The 23,504-nt window shown below is 73.5% G+C and carries 17 protein-coding genes and 1 pseudogene; 7 read left to right on the forward strand and 11 right to left on the reverse strand.

Translation table 11 applies throughout. The features are described 5' to 3' along the window. Positions 1 to 526 precede the first annotated feature (526 nt). The gene (locus ACF088_RS32650; protein ID WP_392379493.1) at positions 527 to 1,306 is read left to right on the forward strand and encodes a LuxR C-terminal-related transcriptional regulator; all 780 of its coding nucleotides are present in this window, start codon (positions 527 to 529) and stop codon (positions 1,304 to 1,306) included. 46 nt (positions 1,307 to 1,352) lie between these two features. On the opposite strand, the gene ACF088_RS32655 is transcribed toward ACF088_RS32650, so the two are convergent. The 3 genes from ACF088_RS32655 to ACF088_RS32665 all read right to left on the reverse strand — a co-directional run bounded on the left by ACF088_RS32655 (position 1,353) and on the right by ACF088_RS32665 (position 7,005). After that, a complete protein-coding gene (locus tag ACF088_RS32655) occupies positions 1,353 to 3,323 on the reverse strand; it encodes a hypothetical protein (RefSeq protein WP_392379494.1) in 1,971 nt (656 codons plus the stop codon). A 132-nt stretch (positions 3,324 to 3,455) separates the two neighbouring features. Continuing rightward, the gene (locus ACF088_RS32660) at positions 3,456 to 3,686 is read right to left on the reverse strand and encodes a DUF397 domain-containing protein (protein ID WP_030083635.1); all 231 of its coding nucleotides are present in this window, start codon (positions 3,684 to 3,686) and stop codon (positions 3,456 to 3,458) included. Positions 3,687 to 3,735: 49 nt separating this feature from the next. Then, positions 3,736 to 7,005: an alpha-N-acetylglucosaminidase TIM-barrel domain-containing protein gene (locus tag ACF088_RS32665; protein ID WP_392379495.1), complete on the reverse strand. Its 3,270-nt coding sequence runs from the start codon at positions 7,003 to 7,005 to the stop codon at positions 3,736 to 3,738. A 422-nt stretch (positions 7,006 to 7,427) separates the two neighbouring features. Between ACF088_RS32665 and ACF088_RS32670 the strand changes: the two genes are divergently transcribed. From ACF088_RS32670 to ACF088_RS32680, 3 genes are read left to right on the forward strand one after another with little or no spacing between them, the layout of a single operon-like run. Beyond that, positions 7,428 to 8,261, forward strand: a complete 834-nt coding sequence (locus ACF088_RS32670) for a GNAT family N-acetyltransferase (RefSeq protein WP_392379496.1) — start codon at positions 7,428 to 7,430, stop codon at positions 8,259 to 8,261. Further along, the gene (locus tag ACF088_RS32675) at positions 8,258 to 9,379 is read left to right on the forward strand and encodes a lysophospholipid acyltransferase family protein (RefSeq protein ID WP_392379497.1); all 1,122 of its coding nucleotides are present in this window, start codon (positions 8,258 to 8,260) and stop codon (positions 9,377 to 9,379) included. Before ACF088_RS32670 ends, ACF088_RS32675 begins: the two co-directional genes overlap by 4 nt. After that, positions 9,372 to 10,028: a DedA family protein gene (locus ACF088_RS32680; RefSeq protein WP_392379498.1), complete on the forward strand. Its 657-nt coding sequence runs from the start codon at positions 9,372 to 9,374 to the stop codon at positions 10,026 to 10,028. Before ACF088_RS32675 ends, ACF088_RS32680 begins: the two co-directional genes overlap by 8 nt. Before the next feature lie 137 nt (positions 10,029 to 10,165). Here the strand turns inward: ACF088_RS32680 and ACF088_RS32685 are convergent, their stop codons facing one another. From ACF088_RS32685 to ACF088_RS32710, 6 genes are all read right to left on the reverse strand, one after another. Further along, entirely contained in the window at positions 10,166 to 10,810 is a 645-nt protein-coding gene (locus tag ACF088_RS32685) for a winged helix-turn-helix domain-containing protein (RefSeq protein ID WP_392379499.1), read from the reverse strand. A gap of 406 nt (positions 10,811 to 11,216) precedes the next feature. Continuing rightward, complete coding sequence (locus ACF088_RS32690) at positions 11,217 to 11,927, reverse strand: rhomboid-like protein (RefSeq protein WP_392379500.1); 711 nt, start codon at positions 11,925 to 11,927, stop codon at positions 11,217 to 11,219. Positions 11,928 to 11,997: 70 nt separating this feature from the next. Then, entirely contained in the window at positions 11,998 to 12,924 is a 927-nt protein-coding gene (locus ACF088_RS32695) for a DUF6891 domain-containing protein (protein WP_392379501.1), read from the reverse strand. Positions 12,925 to 13,084: 160 nt separating this feature from the next. Then, positions 13,085 to 14,107, reverse strand: coding sequence for a glutamine synthetase (gene glnII / locus ACF088_RS32700; RefSeq protein WP_392379502.1), 1,023 nt, complete (start codon positions 14,105 to 14,107; stop codon positions 13,085 to 13,087). 204 nt (positions 14,108 to 14,311) lie between these two features. Next, the gene (locus ACF088_RS32705; protein WP_392379503.1) at positions 14,312 to 15,445 is read right to left on the reverse strand and encodes a hypothetical protein; all 1,134 of its coding nucleotides are present in this window, start codon (positions 15,443 to 15,445) and stop codon (positions 14,312 to 14,314) included. Further along, positions 15,442 to 16,917, reverse strand: a complete 1,476-nt coding sequence (locus ACF088_RS32710; protein WP_392379504.1) for a hypothetical protein — start codon at positions 16,915 to 16,917, stop codon at positions 15,442 to 15,444. Before ACF088_RS32710 ends, ACF088_RS32705 begins: the two co-directional genes overlap by 4 nt. A gap of 465 nt (positions 16,918 to 17,382) precedes the next feature. On the opposite strand from ACF088_RS32710, the gene ACF088_RS32715 reads away from it, so the two are divergent. The 3 genes from ACF088_RS32715 (at position 17,383) to ACF088_RS32725 (ending at position 20,405) form a co-directional block, all read left to right on the forward strand. Continuing rightward, a complete protein-coding gene (locus tag ACF088_RS32715) occupies positions 17,383 to 18,291 on the forward strand; it encodes a Gfo/Idh/MocA family protein (RefSeq protein WP_392379505.1) in 909 nt (302 codons plus the stop codon). Positions 18,292 to 18,449: 158 nt separating this feature from the next. Beyond that, positions 18,450 to 20,006: an AMP-binding protein gene (locus ACF088_RS32720; protein WP_392379506.1), complete on the forward strand. Its 1,557-nt coding sequence runs from the start codon at positions 18,450 to 18,452 to the stop codon at positions 20,004 to 20,006. A gap of 126 nt (positions 20,007 to 20,132) precedes the next feature. Next, the gene (locus ACF088_RS32725; RefSeq protein ID WP_392379507.1) at positions 20,133 to 20,405 is read left to right on the forward strand and encodes a hypothetical protein; all 273 of its coding nucleotides are present in this window, start codon (positions 20,133 to 20,135) and stop codon (positions 20,403 to 20,405) included. Between the two features lie 204 nt (positions 20,406 to 20,609). Here ACF088_RS32725 and ACF088_RS32730 read toward each other — a convergent pair. Both ACF088_RS32730 and ACF088_RS32735 read right to left on the reverse strand, forming a co-directional pair. Next, positions 20,610 to 21,143: pseudogene (locus tag ACF088_RS32730) on the reverse strand (PadR family transcriptional regulator); the annotation flags it as partial. A 29-nt stretch (positions 21,144 to 21,172) separates the two neighbouring features. Then, on the reverse strand, positions 21,173 to 23,188 hold the full coding sequence (locus ACF088_RS32735; protein ID WP_392379508.1) for an FAD-dependent oxidoreductase: 2,016 nt from the start codon (positions 23,186 to 23,188) through the stop codon (positions 21,173 to 21,175). Between the last annotated feature and the right edge of the window lie 316 nt (positions 23,189 to 23,504).

Below are 23,504 nucleotides of genomic sequence, written 5' to 3' on the forward strand. Positions count from 1 at the left end.
GAGGACACCGGCCGGCTCATGTCCGGCGCCCGAAGTGGAAGCGGACCCTGCAAGGAAGCCAAATCCGAGAATTGCGAAGATGATCATTCCGGTTCTCTCGGCCTTCATTTCTTCCCCCTTCGAGGGCCTAAAGTCGCCCCTGTGTCCTCTGGATTCGCCGCGCTTTCGTCGACATGACAAGACTGCACCGGCCGAGCCTGATGAGTCATGCAGATACCACCGGCACTAAACTGCATGACACCTTTATCGCATCAGAGCAAAAGGGGCATAAGTGAATAGTCGCGACCTATCCATGCCGAGCTTGCCGGCTCTTGGGCCGCTCGATACGTCGGTCCTGCGTGCATCCCTCACCGCCGGAGCCTTCCGGGCTGGCGACGTCGCCGCCGCGTTAGGGATAGACGACGGTGAAGCAAGGGCAGCGGCGGCAACTCTCGCGGCATGGGGGCTCCTCCGGCAGGTCCCCGGCGGTGACGGGCTCATGGTTCCCGCAAGCCCGCAGGCTGCCGCGGCGGAGTTACTGCGCCCCATGGAGGACGAGGTCCTGCGTCGGCAGCAGACCATCGACAAGGCACGGTCAGAGCTTGCGGCGTTGGCGCCGCTGTACGAGCGGACCGCTCTTGAGCGCGGACGCGATCGCGCGACGGACGCACTCGCCAGTGCCGACGTGGTCCACTCGGTACTCAATGAAGCGGCGGGGCGCTGCGCCGAGGAGGTTCTCACGATTCAGCCCGGCGGCGGTCGAGACCCGGGCAAGCTGCAGGATGCCCTGAGCCGTGACTTGGACATGCTCCGGCGTGGTGTACGGATGCGCACTCTCTATCAGCACACGGCCCGCGGCAGCCTTCCTACGCGCCTGTACGTAGAGCAGGTGAGCAAAGCAGGCGCCGTCGTGCGCACAACGGACGAACTGCCGGACAAGATGATCGTGTTCGACGGAGAGCTGGCCGTCCTCCCTGATCGCACCACGCTGGACGGAAACGGCGCCCTCCTTGTGCGAGAGCCCTCCATGCTGGTTTTCCTCCTCCGCACATTTGAGACGATCTGGTCCTCCGCCAGTCCCTTCGCCGCCGATACGACCGGTTATGAGAATGTCTCCGGCCAACTCCAGCGGGCGATCGTCCGCCTGCTCGCCACGGGGGCGAAAGACGAAGTGGTCGCCCGGCGCGTCGGGCTGTCCGTGCGTACGTGCCGACGTCACATCGCCGAGATCATGGAGAGCCTTGGGGCCGACAGCCGCTTTCAGGCCGGCGTCCTCGCCGAGAAGAACCACCTCACGCCCCAGCGCGACTCGCCGCAGCCTTCATGACTCACCCGACGTGTCCGGCAGCCCACCTAGACCGGGCAGGCCCCCTCTAGCCCACCGCCCCCATCGACTTCCCGTTCGCCAGCCGCCCTCTCAGCTCCGCCCGGTAGCCCGACTTCGCCGGGAGGGTCAGCAGGCGTCCGGGGGACTGGCCGTGCACGTCGCCGGTGGTGGTGATCGACCTGACCTGGCTGCTGCCCGCGGCCAGCAGCCACCACTGCCCGGTGGCGGACTTCCACAGCACCCCGGCCAGGGCCCGCGGCGCCCGGGGGCCGCAGGCCGTACCGCCCTCGGCGCGGGCCGCCACCGTGCCGGCCGCGTAGGGCCGGCCGCCCGCTGCCGGTGTCTGGATCTGGGCCATCGTCCGGCTGCCCGGACCGCGCCAGGTCTCGGCGCGGGTGCACAGCCAGGCCGCGCTGCCCGCGCCCCCGGGCAGGGGCTGGTGGGCGAACTCCCAGGAGTTCACCGCGCGGACGCCCTGACCGCGCACCGCAGCCAGTTGGCAGGCCGTGCGCGCCCAGGCGGTCCTGGCGCGCGGCGTGGTCACCCCGCCCGGCTTGCGGGGGGTGCCGTACGTCAGCCGTGCCGGGGTCAGTTCACCGAGGTCGGTGAGCAGGTGGCCGCCCATTCGCAGCGCCGGCCAGGTCGTGCACGTCGCCGCGGGCAGCGGTGTGGGCACCGGATCGGTCGTGCCGTCGGCCCCGATCCGCAACCGACCGCCCCGCGCGTCCGGCTTGACCAGATCGACCAGCCGGGCCGACTTCACCCACGGTGCGGTCAGGTAGCGGACATTGCCCTGCGTGCGGCTCACGACCAGTGCGCTGGCCGAATCCGCCGTCGCACCGTCGGTCCGCGCGAAGTCCACCGCCGCGCCCGTGCCGTCGCTCTGCCCCTCGCCGTCGGCCGCCTCCGCGTAGCGCACCACCCGCAGTCCGTCGTGCATGAGCACCACCACGACGTGGTCCACCACGCCCGCGAAGAGCAGTTGGGCCGGGCCCGCCGCCGGTCCGGACGGGGTGCCGGGCGTCGCCGAGACCGGCACCCCGGCACCGGGCCTGGCCCACACGGCCAGGGCCCGCCGCAGCAGCGCCTTGTCGTGGATCCGGTCGCCGCGGGCCGGCCAGGCCGAGAAGTCCTGCCGGGCGGCGTTCTTCCAGGCGGTCGCGGAGGTCACGGCGAGCTTGCCGGGGTCCAGGGCCGCTTCGGCCGCCGCGTTGCGTGCGTACGTCGGGGCGGCGGCGCCGTCCGGGCCCCAGCCGTCGCCCGGCATCCCCAGCAGCGCCCCGCACACCAGCACCGCCACACCGGCGGTCAGCACCGCCCGGCCGTGCTGCCGCCGCCGGATCAGGTCCGTCGGCCTGGCCTGCAGCGCGCAGGGGTCGAACTCCGGCGACTCCAGCAGCGACCGATCCCGGCTGCCGGCCGGCGTCGTGGCCCGCTCCGCCTCGTCCAGCGCCTCACGGGGGTGTGCCACCCCGGCGGCCTCCAGCACCCGGCGCGTCTCGGGTGCGCTCAGCCGCTCCAGATCGCGCAGCACGAACGCGGCCCGCCCCGGCCCGGACAGCGCCGACAGCGCCTGGTCCAACGCGAGTTCATCGGCCCCGCCGGAGCGCGGGAACAGCCGCAGGCCCCAGACCTGGGGGAACGGGGGCGGCGGCACCGGCAGCCACCGGCGCGAGCGGCCGGCGGCCAGGGCGGCCCGCAGGACCCGCAGCCGTACGAAGGCATAGCCGGCGTCGATCGCCGCGTCCGTGCCGGCGCGCTGGGCGGGCAGTCCCAGCCCGCGGGTGGAGCTGCGCTGGCGCGGCAGGGTCCGTTGCACTACGGCGTGGGCTGCCAGCACCCGCCGGCCGCGGCTGGGGCCCGGCGGCAGGACCAGGTAGGCCAGCCGGACCAGCCGGGGGTAGTGCTCGACCAGCGCCGCCTCGGCCTGCTCGACGTCGATGACGTCACCGATGTCCTCAAGGCTGCCGGGGGAGGTGCGGTCCGGACGCTGGGGTGTCGCTTGCTGCTGCTTCACGTTCGGTGAAACGAGTGATTCCTGTGATGGTCACCGGCCCTCCCGGGCGCCCTGACGGGTGACGATCACACGGCCGCGGCCACCGCGGTGCGTGGACCGCGGTGGCCGCAATGACTGCCGGACGGGCCGGCTTCAGCGCTGCAGGTCGAACTCGCCGTCCCGCGCGCCGAGTACGAACGCCCGCCATTCCGCCTCGGTGTAGCGCAGTACCACATCGGGGTCCGTGGAGTTGCGCATGGCCACCGCGCCCCGCTCCAGGAAGGCGATCTCCACGGCCTCCTCGGCGTCTCCGGGGGCGCGCTGCCAGGTGGCATCGGAAATGTCGAGGGCGTAGAGCCACTCCTTCTCAGCTGCGGCACTCATACCGTGATCCCCTCGCTCGTGGTGCGTTCCCGGTCAGGGTACGCGGCGGTCAGGCGAGCTTCCAGCGGCGGAATTCCGCCGTCCCGCGGTCCCCGGCCGCGGAGTTGGCGGCACACTGGTGCAGACCGGTGTCCTGCCGGGCGGCGGCTCCGGGGACCGAGACGGTGGCGATCTCGCGCCAGGTCGCGCCGTCGTCGGTGGAGCAGGAGCCGGTGTAGGTGCCCGCGGCCGCGGCGTCCTTCCCGCGGGTCAGGCGGAGCAGGACGGGCGCGGTGACGCCGGTGATCCGCCGGTAGGTGTCCAGGGTGCCGTCGCCGTCCGCGTCGTAGGACAGCACGACGCCGTTGGCGGGGGTCACGGACAGGTTGAGGAAGCCGAGGGCGTCCGGAGCGCCTGCGGCTGACGGGGCATCCGGGGTGTCCGGGGCGTCCGGGGCGGACGGGGCGGACGGAGCGCCCGGGGCTGAGGGTGAGGACGGTGCGGCGAGGCGGTTGCGGACGACGAGGCCGGCGCGGGCCCAGGGGCCGGTCGGGTCCTGGGAGGTCACCTCGACCGTGGCCGAGCCGCCGGCGGTGAGCGCGCCCGGCCGGTAGACCGCGCCGAACTCGGCGGTGCCCTTCCACAGGTCCGCGCCCCCGCCGTGGACGGCCAGTCGGTCGTCCAACTGGCCGAAAACCGCCGCATTGGTGGTGACGGTCCGCAGTGCGTCGTCCAGCGGCCCTGCCACGAACAGGGTGCCGTGCTGCGCCGCGCGGACCCGTGGCGCGCCCTTCGGGCCGTAGTCGACGGTGAGGTCGTACGGGAGCGGGTGCAGGGGGGCGTTCAGGGGACCGGCGGGGGCGGTGACCTGCCAGCGGGCCCGGCCGGTGCCGCCTGGCGGGAGCTGCGGCAGCGACACCGGGCTCGACGCGGTGGCCTCGACGCCGCTCAGCGCGAAGTCCACCCGGCCGGTCGCCCGCAGCCCGTTGACGTTGCGCAGCGCCGCGGTGACGGTGGCCCGGCCGCCCGGCGGCAGCGCGGACGGGTCGGCGGTGACCGTGACGGTGCCCTGGTAGGGGGCCGTGGCGAGGGTGTCGCGGACCCGCCGCGCGGTGCGGTACGCATCGGTCGTCGGGCGCAGCGGATGGGCGGTGCGCGCGCGGGTCCAGGGCTCTTCCAGGGCGTACCAGTCGAAGGTCTTCGGCGGCCGGTCCGCGGCCAGCGCGTCCGCGAGTTCGTCCAGGTAGGCCTGCCACTGCGGGAGATGGACCTCGCGGATCAGGCCGTGCCAGTCGCGGTTGGCGTAGTTGGCGAGCGAACCGCCGTCGGCGGTGGCCCGGTCCGCCCAGGTGGTGATCAGCGCACGGGCACTGTGTTCCAGCCGCGCCTCCTCCTCGGCGCCGGTCGCCATGGCCTTGGCCTGTGCCAGCCAGGGCCCGAGCAGGAACAGCCGGTGTGCGCCGGTGACCTCGTCACTGAGCCGCATCAGCCGCAGCCACAGCTCCGACAGCGCACGGAACGTCGTGCGGTCCTTGCGCCGGTAGGCCTCCTGGAGCTGCCCGATCAGCTGCCAGGACCGGTTGGCGAGGGCCTGCCGGGCGGCGTCCGTCAGATCGTGGCGGTAGGCGTCGCTGCCGCGCAGCGCCGGGCGGACCGTCAGCAGCGCGGCGAAGGCGGTGTCGAACGCCGCCGGGTCGAAGGCGGGGGTGTGGGTGGCGTAGATCGTGCCGGAGCGGGCCGCCAGGCCGGGACGGGCGGCGAAGACCGAGTCGTGCGGCCGGCCGTCCTTGCTGGAGATCTCGTACGCGCTGGTGCGCAGCGCGGCGTACGCGGCGCGGGCCCCGTCGTCGCGGGCGCCGTAGCGCAGGTCGGCATAGCCGTCGAACCAGGCGGCGCGGTCCACCGGGCGTTCCCGCCAGGCCAGTTCGCCGAACAGCTCGAACGCGGCCGGGTCGCGTTCGGCGGCCTCCGGCATGTAGGCGGTCCCGGCGAGCTTGCTGCCCGGCTTGTCGCGCCAGGCGGTGAAGCGCTCGGCCCAGATCTGGGTCTTGGCGCCGATGGTGGTGCGGCCGCCGAAGTTGGGGATGGAGCCGAAGGCGTACGGCACCCCGCCCCAGTCCCGCTCCCGGTCGGTGACCGTCTCCAGGTCGCTGAGGCCGTCCACGATCAGCATCCGGTCGTGGTCGACGGCGTCCAGCAGATCGCGCCGGGGATTGCCCTGCCAGCCCAGGATCACCCAGGTGGCATCGGGGCGGGCGGTGCGCAGCGCCTTCTCGACGGCGCGGGCGGCATCCGGTACGGGAACGTCCCCGGGGTCGCCGCCCTCGTGCAGCAGATCCATCTTGAAGTGGTCGGCGGGGCCGAGGAGTTGGCGCTGATGGCGGTAGAAGGACGCGGCGGCCGCGGCGAACACCTCGGTGCGCGGATCGAGCCAGTCGGGGCGCTTGAGGCCGGACCAGGTGCCCTGCGGCACGGTCCGCGCGCCGGGGTTGCGGGCGGCGAAACCGTCCGGGACGGTGCCGAAGTAGCCGGGAAGGACGGGATGCATGCCGAGCTCGCGCAGCCGGTCGGTGATCCTGCGGCCCAGCTCGGCGCGTTTGTCGATCAGCGGGCGGCTGAGCGGGCCGTCGTAGCCGCTCAGGTTCTGCAGCAGCCACCACGGCTGGTGCGAGGGCGCGGGGAGCCAGGTGCGGGCCTCGGTGTCGGAGTAGCCGAAGTCGGTCAGCAGCCGGTGGTAGACGGCCTCGGCGCCCGGGGTGACCAGCACCTCGTTCACCCCGTGCAGCGCCAGCACATCGATCATCCGCTCCCAGTGCGGCCAGTCCGCGTACGGGGCGGTGTAGCCGTCGTGGGTGTCGTTGAGGGCGAAGCGGTGGCGCAGCGAAGTGGACCGGTCGACCGGCGAGGCCGGGGCGGGCAGCCGGCCGGGAAGCTCCACCTGGTCGCCGGCCCAGGACAGCTGGGCCCGGCAGGTGTACTTGAGGTACCAGTGGACGCCGGTCAGGAGTACGGCGGGGGTGGTCCCGGAGACCGTGATCCGCCCCGCCCGGCCGTCCACCCGGAAGCGGTCGGTGCCGCCGTCCGGGGCCAGCGGCACCAGTTGGAACTGATCGGCGTGCCGGGGCAGCAGCCGGGCCAGCGCCGCCCGCGCGGGTCCCGTGTCGTATGCGGCTCCGGTGTCGTACGCCGCTCCGGTGTCATCCGCCGGTGTCCGCTCCTGGCGGCGGGCGGGCTTCGCGGCGGCCGTGGAGCCGGAGGCGGGGGCGGCACCGCCGAGCGCCGCCCCGGCCCCGATCGCTCCGGCGGTTCCCAACAGTGCGCGTCGTGACGGTCGGCTCATGTGTGCTCCCACTGCTCGGTGGTAACAAACAGTCTCCGTGCGGGTGGCACGCTAACGGTCGCCCGGCCTCAGTCCAAGACGGTATGCGACGGGCCCCGGACACACCGGCCGGGCCACCACCCCGCGCGGCCACCACCCCGCGCGGCCGGCGCGCGCCCGGCCCCGGAGCGCGGCGACCAGTGTTCCGCGGACCCTCACCCGTTCGCTCCCTGGGCTTCACGCGCCCGGCCGGCGGGCCCGGGAACAGTCTGCCGCGTAGAGAAGGGCCAGGTCATCGGTGTGCGCCCGCACCCAGGGCGTACCCGGACGACCGCGGAGCAGCGGAGCAGTGCACCGGCTGCTCGCTCCGTGCGGCCCGCCGGCCCCGCTGTCTCACCGCCCGTCGACTCGCACAGCCTCCCCACTCCCCCCGGAGGGCTCTCATGAGCATGGCATCGACCGCGTCCACTGCCGTTCCCCGCACCGCTTCCGCCCCCGTATCCGTACCCGCTCCCACACCCGACGCCGCCCCCGCCGGTCCCGGCCACGCTCCCGCCGCCGACCCCGGCTACACCGCGGAGATCGCCGACACCCGCGAGCAGATCCGCGCCGCACAGCGGCTGCGCCACCGGGTCTTCGCCGGCGAGATGGGCGCCACCCTGCACTCCCCGCTGGCCGGCCACGACATCGACGCCGTCGACGACCTCGCCGACCACCTCGTCGTCACCCACACCGCCACCGGCGACGTGGTCGGCACCTACCGGCTGCTGCCGCCCGGCCGCAGCCCGCGGCTCTACTCCGACGGCGAGTTCGACCTCGGCGCGCTGGCGGAGCTGCGCCCCTCCCTCATCGAGGCCGGCCGCTCCTGTGTCCATCCCGCCCACCGCAGCGGCGCCGTCATGACCCAGATGTGGGCCGCGCTCGCCCGCTACACCCTGCTCTCCGGCCACCGCTACCTCGCCGGCTGCGCCTCCGTCCCGCTCGCCGACGGCGGTACCGCCGCCGCCCACGCCTGGGGGCTGGGCCGCACCCGCTACGCCGCCCCGCCCGAGCTGCAGGTCACCCCGCACCACCCCTGGCACCCCACCGTCCCCGTCCCCGCGCGCCCCACCCTGGCCCAGCTGCCGCCGCTGCTCCGCGGCTATCTGCGGATCGGCGCCTTCATCTGCGGCGCGCCCGCCCACGACCCCGAGTTCGACGTCGCCGACTTCTTCGTCGTCCTGGACATGGAACGGCTCGGCGACCGCTACCGCCGCTACTTCCTGGGGGAGCGGTGAACGGCCCCTGGGACGTCTGGTCCGACTGCACTCCGGACTGCGCCACCCACGCCCTGCCGCGCGTCCCGGCGCCGCGTATCGCCCGGCGCGGCGCCGCGTTCGCCCGTTCCGTACGGCGGGCGCTGACGGACGGTGAGCGGATGGCCGATCCGGTACGGCTGCGGGCCCACGCCGGGGCGCTGCTCGATGCGCTCGGAGTCCGCGTCGAGGGCGCGGCCGCGCTCACGGCGGGGGACGGCACCGGCACCGGCACCGGTAACGGCCCCGGCCTCGGTACCGGCTCCGGCTCCGGCCTTGGCGCCGACTCCGGCCTCGGCTCCGGCCTCGGCCTTGGCGCCGGCCCCGGCCTCGGCCTTGGCGCCGGCCCCGGCGACACCGGCCCCGGAACCCTCATCGTCGTCAACCACATCTCCTGGCTCGACATCCTCGCCCTGCTCGCCGTCGAACCGGTCACCCTGCTCGCCAAGCGCGAGGTCGGCACCTGGCCGGTCGTCGGCGGCCTGGCCCGCAGAGCCGGTACGCACTTCATCGACCGTACGAGCCCCCGCCGGCTGCAGCACACCGTCCGGGAAGTGTCCGAACTGCTGGGCTCCGGGCGGTCGGTGGCGGTCTTCCCGCAGGCCACCACCTGGTGCACCGCCGACCGGGGCGGCTTCCGCCGGGCCACCTTCCAGGCCGCCCTCGACGCGGGTGCGCCGGTCCGCCCGGTGACCCTCGGCTACACCCAGCAGGGCCTGCCCAGCACGGTGGCCGCGTTCTGCGGCGAGGACACCTTTGCCGCCTCGCTGCGCAGGGTGCTCGCCGCCCGGGCGCTGACCGTTCGCGTCACCGCCCATCCGGTGCTGAACGCGGCGGACGGGTTCTGGGACCGGCGGGAGCTGGCGGAGCGGGCGGCGCGCCTGGTGCTGGGCGGCCGGCCGGAGTCGGGCGCGGTGGCCGTGGCGGGGGAGGTAGCGGGGGCGGTGCCACGGCAGGCACCCGCGCGCGCCGCTCTCCCACCTGTACCTGCCGGGCCGGTACCGGAAGTTCCCGTACCGGAAGTTCCCGTACCGGAAGTTCCCGTACCGGAGGTTCCGGTACGGGGGCCTGCCAGACCGGATACCCCGGCCCATGTTTGAGCAGCTGGACCAGCTCACCGAGCCCCTGCAGGGCATGCTGGGCTCGCCCTGGCTGTGGCTGGTCGTCCTGTTGGTGTCCGGCCTCGACGCGCTGCTGCCGTTCATGCCGAGCGAGACCACCGTCGTCCTGGTCGCCGTGCTCATCGGCCCCGACCTGCCGCTGCTCGCCCTGCTCGCGGGCGTGGCGGCGGCCGGGGCACTGGCCGGTGACTGCCTCGGCTATGCCGTGGGACGGTACGCGGGCCCGCGTGCGGTCGCCCGGCTGCTGCGGGGGGAGCGCGGCCGGGCCCGGCACGCCAGGGCCCGGGCGCGGGTCGAACGGCATGCCGCCCTGCTCATCGTCGCCGGGCGCTTCCTGCCCGGCGGCCGGGTGGTCGCCGCCCTGTCCACCGGGAGTGTCCGCTTCCCGTTGCGCCGCTTCGTCGCGCTGGACGCGGTGGGCGCGGGCATCTGGGCGGTGGGCAGCGCGGCGCTCGGCGGTCTGGGCGGTACGGCGCTCAGCGATTCCCCGGCCGAGGGGATGCTGCTGGCCTCCGGGACCGGGCTGGTGGTGGCGGGCTGCGTGGGTGCTCTGCACCGCCGGTCCGCATCACAGGACGGGGAACGGGGCACACCGAAGCGGTGCGGGCCCCGGATACGCGCGCTGTGAGGCCGGGCGGGGGGAGCGGTTCCCCCTGCCCGGCCGCGCCCTCACCGGGACGGAGGGCAACCGGGCCCCGGCTTCGGGGCCTTGAGGCTTCGGGGCCTTGAGGCTTCCGGGCCTCGGGGCTTCAGGGCCTCGTGGCCTCAGATGCCCGGCACGTACTTGTAGCCGACCCGCCGCACCGTCACGATCGACGACCGGTGCGCCGCGCCCAACTTGCGCCGCAGCCGGGCGACATGGACATCGACCGTCCGGCCGTCGCCGACGTGCCCGTATCCCCACACCGTGGACACCAGCTGGTCGCGGGTGTGCACCCGGTGCGGATGCCCGACCAGATGGGCCAGCAGCTCGAATTCGAGGTACGTCAGGTCCAGCGGCCGGCCCTGCACCTGCACGGTGCGCTGTTCGGGGTCGATCCGCACGATCTCGTCGCCGGTCGGCGCGCTCACGCCGGGCCCGGTGGCCGGCGCCGGGGCGGTCGCGACCTGCTCGGCCGGTACGAGGACGAGATAGCCGACCATCGGCGGCCGGCCGGGAAGTGCGGGCAGGCTGTGCTGCGGGGCCGGAAGCCAGGTGGCGCCGGAGTCCAGCAGCTCGGCGACCGAGGGGACGCCATGGGGTGAAGCGCCTCCGCCCGGGGCGGTGGCGGGCGATGCGTGGGCCTCGTCCGGCGCCACGGCGCGCAGCCGGTGGCGCGGGGGATGCGCGGGGTGCGAGGCGGGGTGAGCCGGGAGGGGCGGGAGGGGAGCCGTGGCGGAACCGGCGGTGAGGGTATGGAGGTTCGTCATCGGAAGTCAGCTCTTTCGCGCAGAGGGGCGTCGGGGACGTCGTGCGCGCGGGCAGGGCGTAAAACGCCGGTCAGCGGCGTCGATGAGGGGTGTGCGGGCCCGCGCTCAGTGCGCGCGGCAACACAGACGGTCGAATGCGTGCGCCTGCCGGGACGGCCAGAAAGGCTCAAGGTCGCTGCGACCTGTCGCGGTGTCGGTAAGGCTGGCCATGGGCCTATTGAACCAGACGGTCGGTGATCTGTCCCTGGTGCGGTGGACCCTGTGACGGGATTCCGCCGCGCGCAAGCCGCGCAGGTGCCGTGACCGTGACCGGGAGCGGGAGCGGGAGCTTGCGCGCCCGCCTCGGCCCGCGCTCGTCTCGGCCCCCTCCCGTCTCGGCCTCCTCCCGCGTCGGCCCGTGCTCGTCTCAGCCCCTTCCCGCCCGGCTCCCCTGTCCGGCCCGCATCCCCGTCCCCATTGCCACCCCGAGCGCGAGCGCGGCCAGATGCCCGGCGTCGGTGAACGTCCGCCGGCGGCGCAGCACGGGCCATGTCCCCAGTGCCAGCAGGCCGGCCGTTGCCGCGGCGCGCGCGCCACGGTGCGGGACGGTCGCGGCGAGTGCGCCCACCGTGGCGTTGAAGCCGTAGCTGGCGCCGACATCGATGGCCCGCGCGGTCGCGTCCGGCGGCTCCTCCTCCGCGGCCTCGGGGGCGTGAACGGCGCAGGCCCCGGCGCCGGTTGGGGGAGTACCTCCCGGCGACCGGCAGCGCAAGGCCGCGTAGACGAGCAGGCTGGCCCCTACGTGACCGGCCGCGAACACCCCTGCCGTACGCCAGGTGCCCCAGCGCGTCTCGGCCGTGCCGAGGGCGGCGAGCAGTGCGGCGCCGTAGGCCACCGGCAGCGGCTCCTCGACGAATGCCGCGCTGGTGACCAGCGTCTGCCACTTTCCGGCCCGCAGATTGGCGACATTGGTGGAGTGCGCACGCAGCAGTTCCGTGCGCCGGTGGCCGGGCAGCCGCGCGGTGGCGTACGCAGCGAGCTGTACGGCACCGACGTAGAGCGGCGCGGCCCAGGGCACGGCGGTCGGCAGACCACGGGGGAGGGCGGTCGTCAGGACGCGCGATACGGCACGTGACACGGGACCGCCGGACACGGGACCGCCGGACACGGGACCACGGGGCGTCATCCGTGATGTGGCCATCGGCATCTCAGGCCCCCGTTCCCGTTCTCGGTAGCCGTTTGCGCCAGTCCAGTGGGGCGACCTCGATGACCCGGTCCGGGTCGCCGTCCCACAGGGCGGGCAGGCCCGCCCCGGTGAGCGCCGCCACCACCGCCCGCCCGACCGCGGCGCGGTCCCCCGCGGCGGCCTCGCCGGTATCCGCATAGGCGCCGTAGCGCACGGCCAGCCCATGGCCTTCCGCTGCCGCCTCGGTGTCCTGGAAGTGGAAGAAGACGAAGCCCCGGTCCCCTTCGGCGCGTTCGTGCGCTATCTCGCCCACCGCGCAGTTGCTGCAACAGCTGAAGTTCATCCGGGCGGTCAGGCCCTGGGCGTCCAGGGCCTCGAAGGCCCGTTCCACCCGGTCGGCGTCGGTCACCTCGGGCCACTCGGCCTGTGCGGCGAGCCGCTCCTCCCACAGGCCACCGACGATCCGCCGTGCGTCGTCCAGCGAGACCGGGGGGTCCTTGGGGCCGAAGGCCTCGCAGACGCCCTGCGCGACCTCGTGGAAGTCCCGGAAACCGCCAAGGATGTCCAGACGCGCCCGCTGCTCGGCGCGAGCACGGGTTTCCGGGGCCAGACCGGGCGTCGAATACAGGTCCGCCCACTGCCAGTCGAGCGCCGTACGCCAGGCCTCCCCGCCGCGCGCCCAGTCCAGGAAGACCTCCACGACCCGCTCGGCATCACCGCTCTCCGCGCGGAAGTGCCGCTCCGGCGCACCGTCGCGGTACTCGACCGTGAACGGCCCGTCGTCGTCCCGCCAGGCCTGCACGAACGCCTGGTCCTCCTCGGGGAACCGCTCGACGACCACGAAATGGTCGTCGTCGGCGCCGATCCGCCGCAGCAGCCCCGTGAGTTCCGCTTCGTCGGGGCGTGATCGGTCCGGTCCGGACTCGGTCTTGACGCTGATCGCAAGCATGACCCCAGCGTGCCAGCCGGCACTGACAATCGGCCCCTGATCTGCACCTCGCGCGACCCCTACGCGCGCACGGACAGGCGAAACGGCCGGACCACTCCGGACGCGGTGGGTACTCCCAGCGTCCGCAGCGGTCCGGCCCCTCACCACGCTCCGGCAGCCGTCAGATCTGCTCGCGCCGCGCCAGCTCCGTGCAGCAGGTGTCCACCATCAGCCGGGTGACGACATACGGGTCGACGTTGGCGTTCGGGCGCCGGTCCTCGATGTAGCCCTTCTTCTCGACCTCGACCTGCCAGGGGATGCGCACCGAGGCGCCGCGGTCGGAGGCGCCGTAGGAGTACGCGTCCCAGGGGGCGGTCTCGTGCGCGCCGGTCAGCCGGTCCTCGATGCCGGTCCCGTACTGGCGGACGTGCTCCAGCGGCTTGCCGTCCTGGCCCAGCGCCTCGCAGGCGGTGATGATCGGGTCGTAGCCCTCCCGCATCGCGCGGGTGGAGAAGTTGGTGTGCGCGCCCGCGCCGTTCCAGTCGCCCTTGGCCGGCTTGGCGTCCAGCGACGCGGTGACGCCGAACTCCTCCGCCACCCGGTGCAGCAGCCAGCGCGCCACCCACATGTGGTCCGAGACCTCCAGCGGCGGCAGCGCGCCGACCTGGAACTCCCACTGTCCGGGCATGACCTCGGCATTGATGCCGGACAGGCCCAGACCGGCCGCCAGGCACAGGTCGAGGTGCTTCTCGACGATCTCCCGGCCGAAGATCGCGTCGGCGCCCACGCCGCAGTAGTAGTCGGCCTGAGGAGCCGGGAAGCCGCCGCCCTCGGGGAAGCCGAGCGGACGCTCGCCCTTGAGGAAGGTGTACTCCTGCTCGATACCGAAGATCGGCTCCTGGCCGGCGAACCGCTCCGCCACCGGGCGCAGCAGCGCCCGCGTGTTGGAGGCGTGCGGAGTGAGGTCGGTGTGGAGCACCTCGCACAGCACCAGCAGGTGGTCGCCGCCGCGGATCGGGTCCGGGCAGCTGAACACCGGCTCCAGGACGAGGTCCGAGGCGTGACCTTCGGCCTGGTTGGTGCTGGACCCGTCGAAGCCCCACCGGGGCAGCTTGCTGCCCTCGGCCAGAATCCTGGTCTTGGAGCGGAGCTTGGCGGTCGGCTGCGTGCCGTCGATCCAGATGTACTCGGCCTTGATGCTCACGGGGTCCTCTTCAGCGTGGGTGCGGGTACGGTGCGGGCGTACCGCCGCACTCTCGCAACGCGCCATTTCCCGTCCGTTGCCCATTTGTGAACCACAGGTTACCGAGCCGGACATCCAGCCGTTTCCAAGGAATTCTCCCTTGTGAGCCTGAGATTCTTGGCCTCAATGTGGGCGTCTTCACATCATTCCCATGTGGCGCAGGCCTCAGGAGCGCCGCTTCAGCAGCCCCTCGAACCCCAGGTGCTCAATGCGGTGCGCCAGCTCCTCGACGGCGATCCCCATCGCCTCCGCGGTGCGCCCGAGGTGCCAGTCGTGCGTCGCGAGCCGGTGCAGCACATGGCCGCGGCGGACCTGCTTGTCGGTGAGCCGGAACGACTTGAGGTAGGCGACCCGGCCCTTCCCGTCCGTGATCGCCTCGCCGATGTGCTGGACGCGGTGCAGTGCGAACGGCGGCAGGAAGCGGGACAGCCGGAACTGTCCCATCCGGTGCACCTCCCGCACGTCGTAGGACTCGTCGAGCAGCTCGGCCGCCATCAGCTGGGAATGCTGGGCCTCCCACTCCCGCTGCCGCCGCCCGGCAGCGGCGCGCAGCTCCGCGAGCGAGGTGATGTACTCCGCGGAGAGCCGGACCGGGAACTCCGGTACCGGTCCGCCGTAGAGCCCGTACTGGTACATCAGCTCGCCGTACATGTCCTGCAGCAGCGAGGCATGCAGCGCCCGGTAGTCGTCCGGATGCGGCACCACGAAGGCGGCGGCGAGGGCGTCGGCGACGTACACCATCACCCCGCACTGCCCCGGATGGATCTCGAAGACCCGCAGTGCATCCGCCAGGCCGGGCACCGACTCGCCCCGGTACGCCCGCTCCGCGCGTGGCGAGAGGCCGTCGCGCACCGCCCGCCGGGTCCACTCCTCCCACACGATCGGCGGCCCCCCGAAGTGCAGCGACAGATAGCCGTCGAGCGCAAGGTGGAGCGGCAGGAACCGCAGCCCGCCCGAGGTGCCGCCGACCGGCCGCGACCGCCAGCCGCGCTTCTGGACGAGCTTGCGCGGAAAGTGCAGCGGCGCACAGACCACCGGTCCGCGCTCCGCGCTCAACTGCGAGCCGTACGAGGCCGCCGGTGTGCCGTCGCTCGTCCAGTTCGCCACATATCCATGCGGAATGTAGGAGGTGTAGGACATCCGCCGGCCGGCCCGTACCGTCCCCGGCCCGTCCCGGTAGAGCTCACGGTGCAGCCGCAGCTCGCAGATCGGCTCCGCACGCACCAGCGGCACCAGCCGCACCGCACCCCATCGCTGCGCCGGACGGGCGCTGAGCCCCTCCAGATCCAGCCTGCTCACCCCGTACCCCCTTCCCCGCCCCCGGATGCCCGAGCCGGCTCTTCCGCGGCCAGGAACTGCCGCACCCTGTCGTCCAGATGGGCCCGCAGTTCGGCCGGCCCCGTATGCCCCTCCGCGAATCCGGCGAGCTGCACCAGCGCCGGCAGATCCTCGGCATCGCGCACCCCTGCGGTCGGCACCGAGGCGGCCAGCCTGCGGACGTCGAAGTCCGCGGCGTCGAACACCGGGTTGAGGTGCACGACCGAGGTGCGGCCCTGCGGGTCGAGCCTGGTCCGCCACACCCGGAGCACCTCCCCGGCCAGACCGGGCGGCGCGTTGTCGAAGCCGTCCGAGACGATCACCAGCCGCTGCGGTGCGTACTCCAGCGCGTCCAGCAGCCGCATGCCCAGCGGCGTCGCCCCGTAGGGGTAGGCGAGCAGCGCGTCCTGCCGCCCCGACGTCCACAGCGGGAGGTACGACGGCGCGAGCGCCTCCAGAAGGAAGTGGCAGGCCAGCGCGGTCACCAGCGGACGGCGCTGCTTCTGCCGCGAGCCGGTCGTGGAGAAGCTGTCGTCCAGTACGGCGGCCACCCGCCCCCAGGTCCCGGCCTGTGCACCCGCCGTACGCCGCGCCGCGGTGCGCAGCGCGCCGGTCAGCTCGGCGCGGCGTGCGATGCGGTCGTCGAGCGGCAGTGCGAGGACGTACCCGGCGAGCCGGGTCAACGGCATCCGGGACAGGTCGGCGGCCACCTCGGCACCGCGGCCGCGCGCCGCCTCCTGCACCCGCAGCCGCTCCAGCCGCGTCATCTGCGGCGCGATGCGCTCCAGGAAGACGCGGCGCTCGATGCGGTGCGCCGCGGCGAACCCCTCGGCGACGGTGAACGGCAGCTGATACAGCGCCTTTTGCTGGTAGTGCGCCCGTCGCCAGGAGTCCAGCAGCGGGGTGGCGTACTGCTTGCGCCGGCCCGGCGCGAACAGGAAGTCGCCCAGCTCGCCGTCGTCTCCGGGCGCGCCGGGCGGTGGCAGGTGCGCATGCCGCAGCGCGCACTTGAGGCCGGCCCGGTACTTCACCGCGTCGAGCGCCGGATCCGGGCGCGCGGCGAGCCAGTCGCGTATGAGGGCGCGGGTGCGGCGGTTGTTGACCTTGGCGGCGCGCAGCGCACGGAACAGGCGGTAGACGCGTGGCGGCGGCAGCCGTGCCAGCCGGGCCGCGATCAGCCGCCCCTCGACGTGCCGCTCCTCCGGCGTGGCCTCACCCGCTGTCTCCAGGAGCCGGAGCACGATCAGCGCCGCATTGTGGTCGTTGATGTCCAGGGCGAGCGAAGCGGCGTACAGCGGGCGGTAGTTGACGCGTACGTAGTCGTGCAGGAAGTCCAGCGACAGCCGCTGTTCGTAGGCGCCGGAGTGGAACTCGCGCTGCCCGGTGGAGGTGATCGCGGCGTTCACGAACAGCAGCACGTCTTCGGCCGCCACCAGATCCGCGGAGCTCTCCACGCCCTCTTCCTCCCCCGTAGTCGGATGCCGGCCGGGGAATGGGGGCACGAACAGCGAATCGTTGCTTTGCAGAGCAGGTCCGGAAGTCGCACCGGAGTCCCGCGGCCGGCCGCTGCAACGTAACACCGGCCGGGCGCGCGGGGCATACGGATTACGCCGGGGGCGCAACCCTCGCCTGCCGCCTGCCGCCTGCCGCCTGCCGCCTGCCGCCTGCCGCCTGCCGCCTGCCGCCTGCCGCCTGCCGCCTGCCGCCGGTCACCTGCCGCCTGCCGCCGGTCACCTGCCAACTGTCGCCCGTAGTCCGTAGCCCGTCGCCCATTGCCCATTGCCCATTGCCCGTCGCCCGTCGCCCGTCGCCCGGACCCCGGCCAGGGGGCGCGGGCGGCAGAGCCACCGGCCACCGGCTCGCGGCGCCGTCCGTGCCTCCTCCACGCCCCGGCCCGCACCCCGCGAGACACTGGCCCCATGACGACCCCGCGCATCGGACTCCTCGGCACCGGACCCTGGGCGCGGAGCGTCCACGCCCCCGCCCTCGCCGCCCACCCCGGCGTCGAGTTCACCGGCATCTGGGGGCGCAGGGCGGAGGCCTCAGCCGCGCTGGCCCAGGCCCACCGCACCCGCCCGTACGAGAGCCCCGACGAGCTGTTCGCGGCCTGCGACGCCCTCGCGATCGCCCTGCCGCCGTCCGTCCAGGTCCCGCTGGCGGTCCGCGCCGCCGAGGCCGGCTGCCATCTCCTCCTGGACAAGCCGGTGGCCACCGCCGTGCCCGAGGCCCGCGCTCTCGTCGCGGCCGCCGACCGGGCGGGTATCGCCTCGGTGGTGTTCTTCACGGCGCGCTTCGGTGCGCAGGAAGGGGAGTGGATCGCCGCCCAGGCCGCGGCCGGCGGCTGGTTCACCGCCCACGCCGACTGGCTCGGCTCGGTCTTCGCCGAGGACAGCTCCAGCCCGTACTCCGACTCGCCCTGGCGCCGCGAGAAGGGCGGCCTGTGGGACGTCGGCCCGCATGCGCTGTCGGTGCTCCTGCCGGTCCTCGGCGATGCGGAAGCGGTCACCGCGACCCGCGGCCCCGCCGACGCCGTGCTGCTGACGATGCGGCACAGCAGCGGAGCGGCCAGTTCGGCGACGCTCGGCCTGACCGCGCCCGCCGCGGCGTCCGGCGTCGAGGTCACCCTTCGCGGCACCGCGGGCATCACCTCGCTGCCCCGTCGCCAGGACGGCCCCGAAGTGGCCTACCGCCACGCGGTCGACGCCCTGCTGACCGCCGCCGAGACCGGTCTGCCCAACGCCTGCGACCTCCGCTTCGGCCTCCGGGTCACCGAAATCCTGGCGGCGGCGGAGGAGACGCTTCCCCCTCTCATGCCTGACGGGTCATGAGCACAAGTCATACCTGACGGGTCATGAGCACAAGTCATGCCTGACGGGTCATGACCACATAGCGACATTGGTCGTGGAGGGCATCAGCGAACGTCCGTAGCGTCAAGGCGTGACCGCTTCCTCACCCGCCCCGTCACCGGACCAAGGGACTTACCGCCATGACGCCCGACACCGGCTTCACCAGTTACGTCGACGCTCTCCTCACCGCTCTCGCCCGTGACCCGTCCCGCACCGCGGTAACCGTGGGGGAGGGCGGCGAAGAGATCACCGCCGGCGCCCTGCACGCCACCGTCCACCGCATGGCGGCGGTGCTCGCCGCCCACGGCACCGGCCGCGGCCACACCGTCGCTCTCCTCAGCGGCAATCGCCCCGAGGCGCTCGCCGCCCGCTACGCTGCGGGCCTCCTCGGCGCCCGTGTGGTCTTCCTCTACGACGGCATGGCCGCCGAGACCCTGGCCCGGATCGCCACCAGCGTGGAGGCCGCCGTGCTCCTGGTCGACCCTGCCCTCCACGACACCGCGCGGGCGCTGCTCCACCACCTCCGGGGCCCGCTCCCCGAGGTCATGACCCTGGGGGAGGGGTCCGGCGATCTGGGCGCCGACCTGCTCGCCGCCGGTGCCGCACTCCCCGCCACTCCCGAGGTGCCGAGCGCGGCGCGCCCCGAGGACGACTGGTGCATCCGGCACACCGGTGGCACGACCGGCATCCCCAAGGGCGTCCGGATGCGACACGCGCCGTACGCCCGAATGGTGATCCACCAGCGTATGGAGGCCGCCGGCGATCCGCCCCGCTTCCTGGCCTGCACCCCGCTCGCCCACCTCGCGGGCATCCTGGCCGATGCCACGCTCGTGGCCGGCGGCACCGTCGTGCTGCACCGCGCCTTCGACCCCACCGCCGTACTCGCCGCCGTCGCCCGCCACCGCATCACCCACCTCTGGCTGCTGCCGCCGCTCCTCTACCGGCTCCTCGACGACCCCACCCTCCCCGCCACCGACCTCGGCTCCCTCACCCGTATCTCCTACGGCGGCTGTGCGGCCTCACCCACCCGGCTGGCACAGGCCGCCGAGGCCTTCGGCCCGGTCCTGTTCGGGCTGTACGGCCAGGCCGAGGCGATGTCGATCACCGAGGCCCGGCCGGAGGACCACCTGTGCACCGGCCCCGGCGGACGGATCACCGTCGGCCGCGCCCTGCCCGGTGTGACGCTCGCCGTGCGCGACGCGGACGGGCGGGACCTGCCGGCGGGGGAGCGGGGTGAGGTCCATGTGCGCTCCGCCGGGGTGATGAACGGCTACTGGCAGCAGCCCGAGGCGACCGCGCAGGTCCTGCAGGACGACGGCTGGCTGCGCACCGGCGATGTCGGTGTGCTGGACGACGAGGGCCGGCTCTACCTCGTCGACCGGGTCAAGGACCTGATCATCGTCGTGGGCGGACACGTCCACCCGGCGGAGGTCGAAGACCTGCTGCACACCCATCCCGCGGTCGCCCACTGCGCCGTTTACGGGGTGCGTGGGGCGGACGAGGCCGAGGAGGTGCATGCCGCGGTCGTCCCCGCTCCGGGCCACCGGGTGGACGCCGCCGGCCTCCGCGCTTTCGTCGCCGAGCACAAGGGCGCCCTGTACGCCCCGGCCGCCGTCCGCGTCCTCGACACCATCCCCCTCACCCCCGTGGGCAAGCCGGACAAAGCGCTGCTGCGCGCCACGGCCGCGACGGGCTGACGGACAGCCGCCGACAAGGCCCTTCTCCGGGCTCCAAGTCCCCCCTGGCCAGGGGCTTTTGTCAGTGGTGGGCAGTAGAATGGGAACCAGTCAGTGAGGGTTCATCCACGCTCCAGGAGGTCGCCGATGGCCGCTGCCACACTCACCACGAAGCCTCTCCCGGCCCACCCACTGCCCAAGAAGCCGCTGCCCGCCGGATGGCCGCGCGAACGGTACGAATCGCACAACCGCCGCCTGAAGGCCATGCGGCTGGCCATAGCCCTGCTCGACACCGGCGTCTACCGCCCCGAGCAGGCCCACAACCGCAAGATCCGCAGCACCGCGGCCGAAATCGGGGTGCACACCCCGTCCGAGACGACCTGCCGCCTGGTGCGCGCCCTCCTCTACGACCACTGCTGACCGCTCCCCGGCACACCACAGGGCGGCCGGCCCGGGACTTCCCCCGGGGCCGGCCGCCCCCTGCCGTGCCCGCGCGGACTCACCCGCCCGAGCTCATCCGCCCGAGCCGCCGCCCGCCGAGCCGCCGCCCGCCGAGCCGCCGCCCGCCGAGCCGTCGTCGGCTGCACCACCGTCCGCCGTTCCCTCCCGCCGGCCCTCCGAGGCGGCATCCAGCTCCACCACCTCCGCCAACGCCTCCTCCAGCCACTCCACCCAGAAGGTCTCCAGGCCGATACCGGCCCGCAGCACCAGCCGCCGCAACCGGTCCTCCGGAACCGCCGCGGCCCCGAAATCGCGGCCCTCGATCTCCTGGTACTCCGCCAACTGCCGCCGGTGCAGCGTCAGATGCCGCCGCAGCTCCTCGTCGAGCCCGGCCCGCCCCACCACCGCCGACGCCCGCAGCCGCAGCAGCAGCGCGTCCCGGATGGGCTTGGGGTCCTGCTCGCCACCGGCCCACCGGGTCAGCTCGGTCCGTCCCGCGGGCAGCACCTCGAACTCCTTCTTCTGCCCGCGGGAGGGCTGCGCGCTCGGCAGCGCCCGGATGAACCCGGCCTGCTCCAGCTTCCCCAGCTCCCGGTAGATCTGCTGGTGCGTGGCCGACCAGAAGTAGCCGATCGACCGGTCGAACCTGCGGGTCAGCGCCAGCCCCGACGAGGGCTTCTCCAGCAGGGCGGTGAGGATGGCGTGCGGGAGTGACATGCCGCCATCCTAGGCAGGCCGGCGGCAGGTCACAGGGCTGCCGCCAGCTCCGTCCCCTGTGCAATGGCGCGCTTGGCGTCCAGCTCCGCGGCGACGTCCGCACCGCCGATCAGGTGCACGGCACGCCCCTCGGCCCGCAGCTCCTCGTACAGGTCCCGGCGCGGCTCCTGCCCGGTGCACAGCACGACGGTGTCCACGGGGAGCGTGCCGGCCGTGCCGTCGACGGTGACATGCAGGCCCTCGTCGTCGATCCGGTCGTACGTCGCCCCGGCGACCGTCGTCACGCCCCGGTGCCGCAGCTCCGCACGGTGGATCCAGCCGGTCGTCTTGCCGAGGCCGGCGCCGACCTTCGACGTCTTGCGCTGCAGCAGATGCACCTGGCGCGGGGCCTTGGGGCGCTCGGGCGCCCGCAGTCCGCCGCGCTCGCCGTACTCCGTGTCGACGCCCCAGGCGCGGAAGTAGGTCTCCGGGTCCTGGCTCGCCGCGTCGCCGGCATCGGTCAGGAACTCCGCCACATCGAAGCCGATGCCCCCGGCCCCGAGGATCGCCACCCGCTCGCCGACCTGCGCGCCGTCGCGCAGTACATCGAGGTAGCTGACGACGCTCGGGTGGTCGACGCCCTCGATCTCCGGGGTGCGCGGGGTGACCCCGGTGGCGACCACGACCTCGTCGTACGCACCGAGGTCCCCGGCCGTCACGGGGGTGTTCAGCCGGACCTCCACCCCCTGCCGCACCAGCTGCGTACGGAAGTAGCGCAGGGTCTCCTCGAACTCCTCCTTGCCCGGCACCCGCTTGGCGAGGTTCAGCTGCCCGCCGACCTCGTCCGCGGCGTCGAACAGCGTGACCTCATGGCCGCGCTCGGCGGCGGACACGGCACAGGCGAGCCCGGCGGGCCCGGCGCCGACCACCGCGAGCCGCTTGCGCCGCCGGGTGGGGCTCAGGACCAGCTCGGTCTCGTGGCACGCCCGCGGGTTGACCAGACAGGACGTGATCTTCCCGCTGAAGGTGTGGTCGAGGCAGGCCTGGTTGCAGCCGATGCAGGTGTTGATCTCCTCGGCCCGGCCGTCCTGCGCCTTGGCGACGAAGTCCGGGTCGGCGAGGAAGGGCCGGGCCAGCGACACCATGTCGGCGCGCCCGTCGGCGAGCAACTCCTCTGCCACCTCGGGAGTGTTGATGCGGTTGCTGGTCACCAGGGGGATGGTGACCGAGCCCATCAGCCGCTTGGTCACCCAGGTGTAGGCGCCGCGCGGCACCGAGGTCACGATGGTGGGGATACGGGCCTCGTGCCACCCGATACCGGTGTTGATGATCGTGGCGCCGGCCGCCTCGATCTCCTTGGCGAGCGCCACCACCTCCTCCAGGGTCGAGCCGCCCGGAACGAGGTCCAGCATCGAGAGCCGGTAGATCAGGATGAAATCCGTGCCGACGCGTTCGCGGGTACGGCGGACGATCTCCAGCGGGAAGCGCACCCGGTTCTCGTACGAGCCGCCCCACCGGTCCGTGCGCTGATTGGTCGCGCCCACGATGAACTCATTGATCAGATAGCCCTCGGAGCCCATGATCTCGACACCGTCGTAGCCGGCGGACTTGGCCAGCTCCGCCGCCCGCACATAGTCCTCGATGGTCTGCTCGACCTCGTCATCGGTGAGCGCATGCGGCGGAAAGGGGCTGATGGGCGCCTGGATCGCACTCGGCGCGACCAGCTCGGCGTGGTACGCATACCGCCCGAAGTGCAGGATCTGCATCGCGATCCGGCCGCCCGCGGCGTGCACCGCATCGGTCACGGTCCGGTGCTGCGCCGCCTCCTCCTCGGTGGTGAGCTTGGCCCCGCCGTCGTACGGCCGGCCCGCCTCGTTCGGCGCGATCCCGCCGGTCACCATCAGGCCGACGCCGCCCCGCGCACGGGCGGCGTAGAAGGCGGCCATCCGGTCGAAGCCGTTCTCGGCCTCCTCCAGGCCGATGTGCATCGACCCCATCAGCACCCGGTTGGGAAGGGTCGTGAACCCGAGGTCGAGCGGGCTCATCAGGTGCGGGTACTGGGTCATGGGGCCTCCCTGGCGCGGTGGTCGTCGACAGCAGTTGTAGACCAGCCGCCCAGCCTTATGCAACAAGTTGCATAAAACGTGACGCAGACGACGCCGACGCGCCCGGCGCGCCCCCGGCGCCCGCCCCCGGGCGCCCCTCCGTGCCGCACCCATCCGTGCCGCGCCCCTCGCCGCGCGCACCCTCACCGCGCGCACCCACCTGTCGGCGCAGTGTGACGTATCACAGACAACACGGGGGCCCTGTGGGAACTTCAACTGTGCTACTCCTCAATGGAGTTGCCGAAGAGCCGAAGGCGCGGGCCGGACGGCGCGCGAA

It is taken from the genome of Streptomyces sp. NPDC015125, from assembly GCF_043080045.1.
Lineage (GTDB): Bacteria > Actinomycetota > Actinomycetes > Streptomycetales > Streptomycetaceae > Streptomyces.

Excerpts from the sequence above, each read along its gene's own strand:
- ACF088_RS32650 (WP_392379493.1), top strand. The coding sequence starts at position 527 with ATGGAGGACGAGGTCCTGCGTCGGCAGCAGACCATCGACAAGGCACGG.
- ACF088_RS32660 (WP_030083635.1), bottom strand. The coding sequence starts at position 3,686 with ATGAGTGCCGCAGCTGAGAAGGAGTGGCTCTACGCCCTCGACATTTCC.
- ACF088_RS32665 (WP_392379495.1), bottom strand. The coding sequence starts at position 7,005 with ATGAGCCGACCGTCACGACGCGCACTGTTGGGAACCGCCGGAGCGATC.
- ACF088_RS32670 (WP_392379496.1), top strand. The coding sequence starts at position 7,428 with ATGAGCATGGCATCGACCGCGTCCACTGCCGTTCCCCGCACCGCTTCC.
- ACF088_RS32680 (WP_392379498.1), top strand. The coding sequence starts at position 9,372 with ATGTTTGAGCAGCTGGACCAGCTCACCGAGCCCCTGCAGGGCATGCTG.
- ACF088_RS32685 (WP_392379499.1), bottom strand. The coding sequence starts at position 10,810 with ATGACGAACCTCCATACCCTCACCGCCGGTTCCGCCACGGCTCCCCTC.
- ACF088_RS32695 (WP_392379501.1), bottom strand. The coding sequence starts at position 12,924 with ATGCTTGCGATCAGCGTCAAGACCGAGTCCGGACCGGACCGATCACGC.
- ACF088_RS32715 (WP_392379505.1), top strand. The coding sequence starts at position 17,383 with ATGACGACCCCGCGCATCGGACTCCTCGGCACCGGACCCTGGGCGCGG.
- ACF088_RS32720 (WP_392379506.1), top strand. The coding sequence starts at position 18,450 with ATGACGCCCGACACCGGCTTCACCAGTTACGTCGACGCTCTCCTCACC.
- ACF088_RS32725 (WP_392379507.1), top strand. The coding sequence starts at position 20,133 with ATGGCCGCTGCCACACTCACCACGAAGCCTCTCCCGGCCCACCCACTG.
- ACF088_RS32735 (WP_392379508.1), bottom strand. The coding sequence starts at position 23,188 with ATGACCCAGTACCCGCACCTGATGAGCCCGCTCGACCTCGGGTTCACG.